At 48.5% G+C, this 12,436-nt stretch carries 14 protein-coding genes; 11 read left to right on the top strand and 3 right to left on the bottom strand.

Features of this window, described 5'->3' with window-relative positions:
* Positions 1 to 114 precede the first annotated feature (114 nt).
* The gene (locus ACWAU0_RS11240) at positions 115 to 423 is read left to right on the top strand and encodes a hypothetical protein (protein WP_523070790.1); all 309 of its coding nucleotides are present in this window, start codon (positions 115 to 117) and stop codon (positions 421 to 423) included.
* A gap of 157 nt (positions 424 to 580) precedes the next feature.
* Here the strand turns inward: ACWAU0_RS11240 and ACWAU0_RS11235 are convergent, their stop codons facing one another.
* A complete protein-coding gene (locus tag ACWAU0_RS11235) occupies positions 581 to 2,143 on the bottom strand; it encodes a hypothetical protein (protein ID WP_458139169.1) in 1,563 nt (520 codons plus the stop codon).
* Between the two features lie 399 nt (positions 2,144 to 2,542).
* Here ACWAU0_RS11235 and ACWAU0_RS11230 point away from each other — a divergent pair, with 399 nt between their 5' ends.
* The 9 genes from ACWAU0_RS11230 to efpL all read left to right on the top strand — a co-directional run bounded on the left by ACWAU0_RS11230 (position 2,543) and on the right by efpL (position 10,312).
* Positions 2,543 to 2,860 (top strand): hypothetical protein, encoded by a 318-nt coding sequence (locus tag ACWAU0_RS11230; protein ID WP_240348097.1) that lies wholly within the window; start codon positions 2,543 to 2,545, stop codon positions 2,858 to 2,860.
* A 178-nt stretch (positions 2,861 to 3,038) separates the two neighbouring features.
* Positions 3,039 to 3,515 (top strand): NifB/NifX family molybdenum-iron cluster-binding protein, encoded by a 477-nt coding sequence (locus ACWAU0_RS11225; protein WP_101052424.1) that lies wholly within the window; start codon positions 3,039 to 3,041, stop codon positions 3,513 to 3,515.
* Positions 3,516 to 3,842: 327 nt separating this feature from the next.
* Positions 3,843 to 5,294: a sensor histidine kinase gene (locus tag ACWAU0_RS11220; protein ID WP_458139168.1), complete on the top strand. Its 1,452-nt coding sequence runs from the start codon at positions 3,843 to 3,845 to the stop codon at positions 5,292 to 5,294.
* Positions 5,295 to 5,299: 5 nt separating this feature from the next.
* Positions 5,300 to 5,875: a hypothetical protein gene (locus tag ACWAU0_RS11215; protein ID WP_458139167.1), complete on the top strand. Its 576-nt coding sequence runs from the start codon at positions 5,300 to 5,302 to the stop codon at positions 5,873 to 5,875.
* A gap of 5 nt (positions 5,876 to 5,880) precedes the next feature.
* Positions 5,881 to 7,467 carry a sensor histidine kinase gene (locus ACWAU0_RS11210; RefSeq protein ID WP_458139166.1) on the top strand — a complete coding sequence of 529 codons (1,587 nt, stop codon included), beginning with the start codon at positions 5,881 to 5,883 and terminating at the stop codon, positions 7,465 to 7,467.
* A gap of 13 nt (positions 7,468 to 7,480) precedes the next feature.
* The gene (locus tag ACWAU0_RS11205; protein ID WP_523070789.1) at positions 7,481 to 8,209 is read left to right on the top strand and encodes a response regulator transcription factor; all 729 of its coding nucleotides are present in this window, start codon (positions 7,481 to 7,483) and stop codon (positions 8,207 to 8,209) included.
* A gap of 121 nt (positions 8,210 to 8,330) precedes the next feature.
* Complete coding sequence (aat, locus tag ACWAU0_RS11200) at positions 8,331 to 9,023, top strand: leucyl/phenylalanyl-tRNA--protein transferase (protein ID WP_458139164.1); 693 nt, start codon at positions 8,331 to 8,333, stop codon at positions 9,021 to 9,023.
* Complete coding sequence (locus tag ACWAU0_RS11195) at positions 9,020 to 9,742, top strand: arginyltransferase (RefSeq protein WP_458139163.1); 723 nt, start codon at positions 9,020 to 9,022, stop codon at positions 9,740 to 9,742. The genes aat and ACWAU0_RS11195 overlap by 4 nt, the downstream gene beginning before the upstream one ends.
* A gap of 3 nt (positions 9,743 to 9,745) precedes the next feature.
* Complete coding sequence (gene efpL, locus ACWAU0_RS11190) at positions 9,746 to 10,312, top strand: elongation factor P-like protein EfpL (protein WP_033159245.1); 567 nt, start codon at positions 9,746 to 9,748, stop codon at positions 10,310 to 10,312.
* Between the two features lie 119 nt (positions 10,313 to 10,431).
* On the opposite strand, the gene tnpA is transcribed toward efpL, so the two are convergent.
* Entirely contained in the window at positions 10,432 to 10,869 is a 438-nt protein-coding gene (gene tnpA, locus ACWAU0_RS11185) for an IS200/IS605 family transposase (protein ID WP_458139162.1), read from the bottom strand.
* Here tnpA and ACWAU0_RS11180 point away from each other — a divergent pair.
* Positions 10,820 to 11,272 (top strand): transposase, encoded by a 453-nt coding sequence (locus tag ACWAU0_RS11180; protein ID WP_458139161.1) that lies wholly within the window; start codon positions 10,820 to 10,822, stop codon positions 11,270 to 11,272. The genes tnpA and ACWAU0_RS11180 overlap by 50 nt on opposite strands.
* A 36-nt stretch (positions 11,273 to 11,308) precedes the next feature.
* Here ACWAU0_RS11180 and ACWAU0_RS11175 read toward each other — a convergent pair whose 3' ends face one another.
* Entirely contained in the window at positions 11,309 to 12,286 is a 978-nt protein-coding gene (locus tag ACWAU0_RS11175; RefSeq protein ID WP_458139160.1) for a glycosyltransferase, read from the bottom strand.
* Positions 12,287 to 12,436 lie beyond the last annotated feature (150 nt).

Genomic DNA, 12,436 nt, shown 5'->3' with positions numbered 1-12,436 from the left:
GGTCTGTATTGCCTTCCGATGTTAAGATTCTTGGGGCTGAGCAAAATCAAGCAGCAAGACGATTTAGGTCAATTAAGTTGATTTAGTGACGGAAGGCATGAAATGGCAAAAACCATGAGTTGGCACCGCATCACCCTGTCCCGCCAGGAATACGAATCCGGTGAAATCTACGTGCTGTTAGGCGCTTTCCGAGCCGCCTACGTGGCGCGAAACGGCCCCGAGGGCATGGCGATGTTCGGCGGCTGGTCCGACGACGACACGGCCTTCCTGGTTTACACCACACCCAGATCGGTACGCCACATCACGCCAATCCTGGACGCCTACTCGGCCAAACAAAGCAAAACTCCTGACCCGTCCGGCCTGTCGTTGATATACGGCGACGAGTCGGGCTTCTCTTCCTTCGAGATGGGCTTTGAAGCCTGATGCTGCTGTTTCGGATCTTTGTGAATTGTCTTTAAACCTATCGCGAACCTGATTTTTCGGTAGGCGTTCTGGAGTGGCTTGATGGGCAAATTTCGTCTAATTTCAGACCTTTGAGGTTGATCTCTGAATGGCCGGTTTAAATCAAGTGATTTGGGTGTTAGCACTTTTTGTCAAACATAGTAACAACGGAATAATCGGCATCGTATCTTTCTTCTACAATTTCTATTTCAGATAATAAGTCTTCGTTTTTGATAGAATTATCTCTTCTTGAAATCAACCGTTTTTCAATTGAAGCATTATTTGTTAACAGCTCGTAGCGTTCATTGTCCAAAACTTTCACCGTACCTGTTAAAACGATAATTAAACCAAAGGTATGACTTCCTATTGGAGTTGTCATTAGAAAAATATTTGCAACATTTTTGTTGGGATCAAAGCCCTCACCGTCTACATTAAATTCAACCCTAAAAAGGTTAGGTGAAGCATTTATCAAACTTGCCATTTGACATATTTCTTTTTCATATTGATATATTTCAGAAAATGATATATCCACAACTTCTGATACCTCAAAATCCGAAAGCAATTTTACAGCACATTCAATGGTTTTTAGCTCTTTTGAAAAATCGAACCGTGCATCTGTACAACCTACTTTGAATTCTATACTTCCCCCTCCTTCAAAAACTAATTCAGCAAAAATATTTTTTCCTGAGGAGTTCAATAAATTAAGGAGTTTTAACGCATCTCTAAATTTTTTTACTTCTAGTCTAACTCCTTCTCCTAGGGAAAATGAATAATTTGCAGAACCAGTATATGGGTTTAAGGCCAAATCAAAAAAGTCACCTTCAATTCTAATTTTTTTTAGTTCATCAGGAACCAAAATATTAAATGGCGAGCTAAAATATTTCGATTTAAATGATACTCCAGGAGATAGCTTACTTTCTTTAAAACTAACTAAAACTTCCCCATTTGGTTCAAGATTCGGCATTTCTAGTCGACCACCAGTGTTCGCTATAAATGGCTTTTTAGAAACGATACCAAATCGAGTATGAGTTCCTTTAAATGTAGATAATCCCACATCATTTTCAATGCCCAAGGAAACATCTATAAGTTGCTTCAAATTATCTTCACCTTCTACTGTAAAGTGTATTTGTGCAAAACCATCTTCAAAGCCAGTAGACTTAAGATGTGTCATTTTATTTGATACATACTTTGATAAATTTGTACCAATATAATTGTTTAAAATACCCTTAAGACAGCTTCCATTAAGCACAGACATCTCATGCTCTTTACCATAGTGAATGGTCATTGTTCTTTTATTAAAATTATTTTCAACATCACTTTGTTCAATTTTGTGCAGATTTCTAAGTACTTTAGAAATTAATTCATTATCAACATGAACAATAAAAGCTCTTTTTGCGGAATCAGCACCATCAAACTCAATGAAAACAAAGAATGCAGGCATTTGAGCTGTGATTAATCGCCTTAAGTTTGATAATTTTATAGGAAGCTTTCTTTCTTGCTTATCAGTTGCTTTGACTTGAACTTTGCATTCAAACGCAGCTTTATGAAGCTCAATAGGATTTCTTTCAAGTTCCGAGTTGAAGGGAAATTCAACAAAAAAATCCCATTCTGTTTTATCTATTTTTGAACCATTTGAAATAAGTCCAGCATCAGCACACCAAAGAGTGAAAGTACTTTCTCCCATTAAGCCTACGTCTCTCATATTTTCCCTATTGTGCTAACTAGTGATTAGATAGTTCTGTATATCATCGGAACTTAGTAGGTATGACTGGTAAAACATCAAATTACGGCCATTGAATCAGATCAACCGATAGTCCGCAACCGATCGGTTTTACCCGCTTAATTCTGACCGAGCAACTTCCGCCATTTACACCTGCTATAGCGCTAACATTTCAAGTCGGATTGCGGTAGTTGATTAAGCGCAACTGCTGCCATTCAAACATCTGCGGTTCAAAAGGGTTTTGTTTGTTACAAACACAACAGATACCCACAGCATTTTTCATTTATTAATCAATCTCTTAGGAATTGGCGCGAAATATGAATTAAGCAAGCCGTGCACAAATCAATGCTATGTCCGGTTGCTCATCATTTTACGGTGCCTATGTCTGAAATCATCCCGTTTCCCGTTCCCAACCAACAACAAAAATCGGATCTTGATGCGGTTATCGATGCAGCGCTAAAGGCTATCCCGAGGCAAGACCGAGAAAAGCTCAGGTTTGAGTTGATCAAAACGATAGACAGCTACGATGCCTTTTTTTCTGAATGGGCTTTGAGCCTACCCGAGGATAGTAACGAAACTCTCAGAAAACAAATTTACGATATTGCCCATCAGGAACATGACCGAAAAATAGAAATGCTGAAAGACATTATGCGACTGAAGATTAAAGAGCTGGTTGCGGAATACCGACAACGAAAGTAGCGCGGTTTGTACCGAGCTCGTAAAAACCCACGGCTGGTGTGCCCTTCGACAGGCTCTGGTCGAACGGTATTTAAGCGCCGGATTTAAGTAAGGCACGGATTAACAACACCCAAGACCATCAGTTTTAAAACCTAGCCTTAGTCGTCCTTTGGCCCAAATATTCATTACGGAGTGTCATATGAATCAACTTGCCGATGTAAACAGTGTCGCGGAGCTTGAAGTCGATGCGAATAAGCTGATCGTGGCTTTTGCCAGTTCCGATGGGGAAATGATCAATCAGCATTTCGGTTCATCCTTGGGATTTCATGTCTACGCTATAGACGGCAGTTCCGCGACGCCTTTGGCGGCTAAGTCGTTTGGTAAGGAACAGCGTGACGGGAATGAAGAGAAATTAAAGCCTAAGCTGGCCTGGTTAACCGGCTGCGATATGGTTTATTGCGGCTCGGTTGGTGGCACAGCCACCAATGAATTAATCAAATTGGGCGCTCATCCGGTCATTGTTAAAGGCGGTCCCGACATTGAAGAAATCATTGCCGAGTTACAGCAAGACCTTACCGGTGCCATGTCACCGTTGCTGGAACGTATTTTTAAACAAAAATCCGGTAAAGATCAGAGCCGTTTTGCAGAGATGGCTGACGAAGAATGGGCTGAATAATCTGCCGGGCAATTTTGCCTTAATACCCTCCAACTCTACTACCCCTGTCCTTACATTTCCGGGTAGCGTCATCCCCGCAGCAGCGATGGTATGTGAAGGCCGGGCGAAAATAATCGCACGCTTGGGCCGGCGACCGACATTTGCGCCACCATCGCCAACGCTAAACCACCTTTTTCTAAACTCAGGGCATCCGGCCTGCGCCTCACGGTATTTGCCGCCGCCAGCCTTATGGCCGCTGGGCAATGCCGTTTGTGAAGGATTTAGGGCCAATTTTTAGGATACCGTTTCAACTATACTATGGAGTGATTTATTGCTTCTCGCACAAGGATGAAATTTAAAAATTTTTTATCGTTAAAGTCCCTGATCATTCTGGGCTTTGTCATTGCGGTGATTCCGCTGTTTCTGGCCGTGATGTACGCTGCTTTTGGCATGCGCGAGACCTCGGCGCTGGGCCGCACCGTCAACACGCATGTTTTCGAACAAACCAAAACCATCCGCCTGGTTTTACAAAAAGCCTCCGATATAGAGCGCAAGGCCAAACTGTTTGTGTTGCTGTCCGACCCGACGCTGCGCCAACCCTACGAACGGCAATCCTACGAAACCGTGCGGGCCTCGTTTAAACAGGCTTTGGGTGATTTACTAAAACTGCACGTCGATAACAAAATCGCACTGCTGGTCAATGAATTATCCGAAAAAGAAAACCTGATTTACCAGCAAATCATCGGCTCGGATGACGAGAATAATCTGGAATTACCGATAGACGAGGCTTTCCAGGGCTTGCGCGAATCTGCCGCCACCCTGTCGCGCGAGTTTGAAAACCACGTCGATCACGAATTCAACGAACTGCACCAATTGTCGGAATCGCTGGAGCATGGCCTGTTGGTCAAAGGCGCAGTATTACTGGCGATTTCGTTCGGTGTGATTGCCGTTCTGTTGGTCGTATTGTCGCGTTCGATGCGGCAACTTGATCTTTCGATCCGCCGTTTGGGCGCGGGCGAGCTGGCCGAACCGATTCTGGTGAACGGCCCGTCGGATTTACGTTACCTGGGCAACCGTTTGGAGTGGCTGCGCACTCGCTTACTGGAACTGGAAGTGTCCAAGCAACAATTTATGCAAAACGTCGCCCGCGAGATAGAACTGCCCTTGGCAAGCCTGCGTCAGGATGCCGAATTGCTGGCCGGCGAAACCGACTACGACCCCAACAGCAAGCGGCAAGCCACTGTTTTGCATTTATGCGCCAATATCGAAAAGTTAAGCGCCGTATCCGAGGAATTACTGCGCTACAGTCGGATCAATTCCCTGCCCGACATCAATCGCAAGGAAAGCGTAAACATCAAAGATTTGCTGGAAACCGTCGTTGACGATTTTCAACCGGTTTTAAGCAGTAAAGCCATCGCTATCCGCATGCTGGCAAGGCCGGTGGAAATTGCCGGCATTCCCGAACAATTGCGGGCAATCATCGAACAATTGCTGACCAATGCCGTGAAATTTTCGCCGGAAGGCGGTGAAATTCGCGTCATATTACGCGACGCCGGTACTTTGATGGAACTGGAAGTGGAAGACGAAGGCCCCGGTATCGCCATCGACGAACGCGATCATATCTTCGAGCCGTTTTATCGCGGCAAGGCCGGCGATACCGGCGACGGCCCCGGCCTGGGCTTGGCCATCGTCAAGGAATACGTCGCCAATCATCAAGGCAAAGTGGAAGTCATCGATGCCCGTCAAGACCAACAAGGAGCCCGCATCAGGGTTCAGATTCCGTTAACCGGGGAGAATTAAGCAACATGCAGGCACAATTCATGCGCGTATTGGCACTGATCGCATCATTGTTGGCAATCAGCGGCTGCGCCGAGATGGATTCCAGCGTCAAGGAACATTTTCCAACCGTTTACAGTGCGCCGGTGGTGCATTCGGACATAGACGAGTTGCTGGATTTTGGCAACAATCTGGCCAACATGACCACGGCGAGCCGCACCGAGACATGCCGGTCTTTGATGAAGCGCCAAAAAGACGAGCCCGAGATTGGCGTGTTACTGCATTTGATGGTAGGCCGCCTATTGTCAGATGCCTGTGGCGACATTCCCAAAATTCTCGATGAAATTGCCGGCATTCCGCCCGCAGGCCTGAGCGACGAACGGATGCGCCACCTGGTTGCCATTCACACCGAAGCATTAAAACGCATCAACAGCGCATCAAGAAAACTCGGCTCATTGGAACGCAAACACAAAACCGTGCAAAACGTGCTGGAAACGAAAGACGCCGCCGGCTCCAAGAAAGAAGAATCAAGACTGCTGCGCGAGAAACTGGAAGCCATCCGGTCGATGGAAAAGCAACTGGACGAGACTAGCGAAGGCAAATAGGGCCAATGTTTCGGTTTCGCTTGGCGATAGTCATTGTTGTTTCTTTCTGCTTTGTGTTGAGTTTGGGCATTGCCTTGTATTGGGGCGCCGACGAAGTAGCGCGCTATTTTCAACACAGCCAAACCGCCTACGAAACCTTCGACGATTACGAACAGCTTTCGCAGGAAGCTTATCGCCATTTCAAGCAACGCATGGACCGGCTGATCACCGCCAACCCCAATTCGGAAACCGGCGTGGAATCTTCCAAACGCCGTCTTTACGAGGCCATGCAAACCCTGCGCGACACCGCCGTCAAAGCGCCGGACACAGACAGCGCCAGCGAAGAATGGACCAATAAGCCCGCGGAATTGGAGAAAGTCGCCCATCTCACCGCTTTCCTGGAAGCCAGCGAATATCGCTTCGAAGAAGTGGAGCGGCTGCGCTTGCAAGGTAAGCTGACTACCGCCGTCCAGGCTTTAGCCAAGTTCACTGAAGAGGAAATCGACGGTAAATTCCAACCCCTGATCGACGCCGCCATCAACGCCGAACGGGAAAAAGCCCAAAAAGCCAAGCGCGAGTTGGAAATGTTGGTGGAAAAGTCGCGCTGGACGGCGATTCTGGCCTCGTTAACCGCGGCGTTATTCAGCTTGGTAGCCGGCATCATGTTGCTGCGCGCGTTTAAAAAACCTATCGAAGCGCTAATGAAAGGCACGGACGAAATCGCCTCCGGCAACCTGGATTACCGCATCGCTTTGGACAGCCGCGACGAATTTGCCTATCTGGCCAGCCACTTCAATCAAATGGCCAAGGAACTGGAAGTTCAACAAGATAAACTACGCGAAGGCCGCGCCGTGTTGGAAGAGCGAGTGACCGAGCGGACCTTTGAGCTTAATCTATTGAACGAAGAATTAAAGCGCATGGATAATGCCCGCCGTGAGTTTTTGGCGGACATCAGCCACGAACTGCGCACGCCGATCACGGTGATTCGCGGCGAAGCGGAAGTGACGTTGCGCGGCCAGGACCGCGATGCCGAAGAATACAAAGACGCATTGCAACGCATCGTCGAGCTGTCGATGCAGTTGGGTAAATACGTGAACGATTTACTGTTTCTGGCCCGCGCCGACACGGCCAATCTGCAATTCGAATGGAATAAAGTGGATTTGGCGGATTTGGTAGCCAGCAGCGTCGAGGATTTTCAAGTGATGGCGCAAGAATATTCGATTTCCGTCAGCCTGGACGCGCCGTCCGGGCCGCTATGGGTGCGCGGCGATAAGCAACGGTTACGGCAAGTGCTGTTCATTCTGGGCGAAAATGCCTGCCGCTATTCCAAACCGCTCGGGCATATCGCCGTGGCGTTATGGCGCGACGGTAAACAGGCCTGTTTCAGCCTGACCGATCAGGGCATAGGCATACCCTCCGAGGATCTGGATCGAATTTTCGAGCGCCACTTCCGCAGCAGCAATGCCCAGCATTCCCGAGACGACGGCTCCGGCCTGGGTTTGCCGATGGCCAAATCCATCCTGCAAGCCCACGGCGGGCAAATCGCGGTACGTAGCGTCGAAAACGCCGGATCGACATTTACGGTTACACTACCCCTGCTTACGGTAGCATAGGACGGATTTTCATATGAATGATAAATACATGACAACCAATACTCTGACGGGAATAGGCTATATGCGGGTACTGATGGTTGAAGACGACGAGCGTATCATCGATTTCGTGCAACGCGGCTTAAAAGCCGAGGGCTATGCCGTGGAGGTGGCCCGTAGCGGGCAAGAGGCCATTGCCTTGGGTACCGAAGGCAGCTTTCAGGTGATCATTCTAGACTTGGGCCTGCCGGACATGAACGGCCGGCAGATTTGCGAACGCTTGCGCAGCAACGGCATCGACACCCCGATTTTGATGCTGACCGCGCGCGATACCGTACAAGACAAAGTAGCCGGCCTGCGCTCCGGTGCCGACGACTATATGACCAAGCCGTTCGCCTTTGAAGAATTGCTGGCCCGTATCGAAGTTTTACTCAGGCGGCGCGGCGGCGAAGTGAAGCAGGACGACAAAGAATTGCGTATCGAAGACCTGGTACTTAATGGCGAAACTCACGAGGTAAGACGTGGCAATAACGTTATCGAGTTAACCCCCAAGGAGTTTGCCTTGCTGGAATGCTTTATGCGTATGCCGGGTAAAGTATTGAGCCGCACACGTATTCTGGAACAAGTCTGGGGCTATAGTGCCGATCCGCTGACCAATGTGGTGGATGTTTATATTCGCCAGCTGCGGCGGAAGATAGACGACGATTACGAGCTGAAATTGCTGAAAACCGTGCGCGGCTTTGGATACAAAATGGATGCATCTTGAGTTGGACGTGCGAAATTTTGTGTCTACGCACCGTTATCAACAGTCTGGTCGGCAGCCTACAAACCTTGGTAAGCTAGCTTACTGAACAAACCAGCGCCAACCCGGACATCACGCGCCTCCTATGCAACTCACCCTGCTCGACCCGGATCATCCGCACCAAGCCTTTCCGCCACTGCATAAGGCCTTGAAACAACCCAACGGCTTACTGGCCTTTGGCGGTTGCCTGTCGCCACAGCGCATCGTCAATGCCTACCGGCACGGGGTATTTCCCTGGTTCAATCCCGGCGAGCCTATTCTGTGGTGGTCGCCCGACCCGCGTTTGGTATTGTTTCCGGAACAACTGAATATTTCTCGCAGCCTGGCGAAAACCCTGCGCAAACAATTGTTTGAGATTCGTTACGACAGCGCCTTTCGTCAAGTAATCGATGCGTGTGCGGCGCCGCGTCGCGACGAAGGTGGCACCTGGATTACCGACGACATCCGCCAAGCCTATACCACACTACACCACCTGGGTATCGCACACAGCTGCGAAGCTTGGCAGGACGGCCAGTTGGTAGGCGGCCTGTACGGCATTGCCATCGGCCAGGTCTTTTTCGGCGAATCGATGTTCCATCGTAAAACCGATGCCTCCAAAGTGGTGTTTGTGCATCTGGTGCAGCAGCTTAGCGCCTGGGGTTATCAAGTCATCGATTGCCAGGTCAGCAGCGAACACTTACTCAGCCTGGGGGCGGCGGAAATCCGCCGCAGCCGCTTCGTGGAGCTGCTGGACCGGCTCTGCGATCAAGCACCGACACCCGACGCTTGGCAAGCATGAACTCCATCCCGCTCTGGCTGGACAGCGGCCACGCCTGCGGCTATCTGGACGATCATCTGGCACGTTCCGGCTTCGTACATCCGTCGGTGAAAATGGATACGCCACTTTACTCGCAATTGATAGCCCAGGGCTTCCGGCGTAGTGGCAACCATGTCTACAAACCCTATTGCGAAGCCTGCCAGGCTTGCGTGCCGACGCGGCTGCCGGTGGCCTTATTCCAAGCTGACCGTAAACAAAAGCGCTGTATCAAGCGCAATGCGCAAACCCGGGTAGTCGTCAAAAACGCCGAGTTCGACCCGCGGCATTTCCGGCTTTATCAGCGTTATCTAAGTGCCCGTCACGACAAACCTGGTGAAGACACCGAAACCACGCCCGATGACTACATCAAATTCCTCGGCAGCAGCTGGTGCGACACGCTGTTTGTGGAGTTTTTAATCGGCGGCCAATTGGCGGCGGTCGCGGTGGTCGATGTGGTAGCCGACGGGCTATCGGCGGTATATACCTTTTTCGACCCGGATTTTGCCGACCATAGCCCCGGCGTTTACGCGGTATTGTGGCAAATCGAAACCGCCAAGCAAATGGGCCTGCCCTACGTTTATCTGGGCTACTGGATCAAAGACTGTCGTAAAATGCGCTACAAAATCGATTATCAACCGCTGTCCGGCCTAGTAAACGGCCAGTGGCAATTTATTTCAAATCAAACATTTAACGAGGATTAAGCCGTGCCGAAAGCCAACGAACTAAAACAGGGAACCGCCATCGAAATCAACGGCGAGCCGTATGTGGTGAAACACATCGACGTGCGCAACCCTACCTCGCGCGGCGCCACCACGCTATACAAAGTCCGTTTCACTCACATGAAAACCCGGCAAAAACTGGACGAAACCTTCAAAAGTGACGACATGCTGAAAGCCGCCGATTGTTCACGTTGCAACGTGCAGTTTTCCTACCAGGACGGCGACACCTACTATTTCATGAACAGCGAAACTTACGATCAATACGCGCTGGCGGCTGACGACCTGGAAGGCCAAACCCTATATCTGACCGACGGCCTGGAAGGCATCATCATGCTGTTGATGGACGACGCCGCGCTAGGTATCCAGTTACCAACCACCATTACGCTGCAAATCGTCGAAACCCCGCCATCCATGAAAGGCTCCAGCGCCACCAAACGCACCAAAACCGCCAAACTCAGTACCGGCCTGGAAGTACAAGTCCCCGAATATATAGAATCCGGCGAGATGATCAAGGTCAACACCGAAACCGGCGAGTTTTCGTCTAGGGCTTGAGGAGCAACTTAAGTAAATATCCCCCGGCAAAGCCGGGGGCTTTATGTTGTGAACCGCTCAAAGCGGTAAATAGGGTCGCTGACGCGGCCCTTTGTCATTAGCCACCAACAGGCGGCGACTCATTGCCAAAGGTTCATTTGTTCGATTCGTTGGTCTTCCTGTTCTTGATGCCGGATATATTCCCGTATCATCGTTTCGTCTCGACCCACTGTTGAAACAAAATACCCTCGCGCCCAGAAATGTTGACCGACAAAGTTACGCTTCTTTTCACCATAAACACGGGCCAAGTGAATCGCACTCTTCCCTTTGATGTAGCCAATAACCTGCGACACCGCATATTTCGGCGGAATCGATATCAACATATGCAAATGATCCGGCATCAAATGCCCTTCCAATATTCGGCTTTCTTTTTGACTTGCTAGCCTTCGGAACACCTCGCCCAAATGCTTGCGCAACGCCCTATACAGCGTTCGGCGACGGCACTTCGGAATAAACACAACGTGATATTTGCACTCCGTTTTGCAGGCTTGGACGAAATGCGGCGCAGTGCATGCCATTATCGCCAAACTTGCTCAACGCATGAATGTCATGGGGGCGCTGCTTTCATCGGGTCGACTACTGCTGGCCCATCTATGGCACAGCGTAAATGGTCTGTGGTTCTTTGGTTTCCTGATGGCTTTGATCGAACGCATCAGCAAACCCTTGATGGTGATTTTGGATAATGCATCCATTCACACCGCCAAAAAACTGAAACATTATTGGGATTTGTTGGAAGAGAAAGGCATGCGATTTTATTTCTTGCCACCTTATAGTCCGGAGCTCAACCGCATTGAATTACTGTGGCACAAAATGAAATATGAATGGTTGCCTTTCAAGACATTTACACCGGATGAACTGGAGCAAGCCATTGACGAAATTGGGCGCGAATTTGGCTCTCAATACATGTTGACTTTTTGCTAGGCACTTAACGTCCCCAGCGATATGGGGTTTTTATTGCTATCCAACTTTTTTCTGTAGGAAATCGTTAACCTGCAAATTTAGTAGCATTGAAAACTCCACTTTTCTGGCTAAAAAACTCTGACGAGCCAGCTCACCGATCCCGGCTTTTTCTTCCTGATTCATGTCTATCGCAGCGATAATCTGACTCTGAAGGTCGTTTTTATCAACAAAAAATCGCTGACTTAAACTCATGATTTCTTCGCGCGAATATTTTGCAAGTAAACCTTGCCCAGGAGGTACCAGCTCGTTCATTGGCGGTGCGTCCACGGTAATAATCAGGGCTTTAGTCGACATTGCTTCGTTTATGTAATGACCGAAGCCCTCGGTCTCGGAGGGACAAAGATGGATTCCGCACTTATTCATTAGCTGCCGTAAAGCAGTATCGGGTAAATCGCTTAGATAATTTATGTTATCGGCCTTGAAATTGTCTTTAAAGTAACTCTGGCTAGTTATTATATTCAGCATGGGCCAATTTGGATTTTTGACCCATAATTCGAGCAACATCCTTGTTCCTTTTAGGTGGCTGCGGCCGGCAACATGAATAAATTTTCTGAAATCTTTTTCAATCTGCGGCAGGTACATGTCTTCCGAAGAAAAGCCGATGTACCGGGAGTCGAGTCCGCGATTCTGAAATATTTTATGGGCATATTTGGTTTTGCACCAGATCTGATGACATTTTTCCAGATTTGCTATCGTTTCTTCCCTGACAAACTCCTGATTAGGGATAAAAATATTATTTTCGGATAGCTTTAGCCAAGCAGTCGGCAAAATCTGAAAATATATGAAAAGTCGATCACTTGCAGGAGTTAATAGATTGCAAGCTATTAAAAATCTTTTGTGAAGCGAATGTAAGTTTCTTTCGCGAGACACATTTACATTAACTTCGAACTTTTCGCCAAGGGTGGTTTTTACAATCTTAGCGTCATTTGTTAGTCCCCGTGTGCCGCCGGTTATTAATTCTATTGAAGCTATCATTCGCATGCTCAGACAAATTGTTTTAGATAAGCTGCACTAAAATTCAGCAGCCGTCCTATTCTATCCAAGCTCCTGGCCAAGGACAGATTAACATTATAATCCCCTCCAGAAAATCTGGTATAGCCTGCAACGGCGCTTTTCTCTTCAGAT

The organism is Methylomonas sp. Uni0009 (assembly GCF_054188105.3).
Note: the sequence above shows the minus strand (reverse complement) of the source record. Positions and strands in the feature narration are given on the sequence as shown.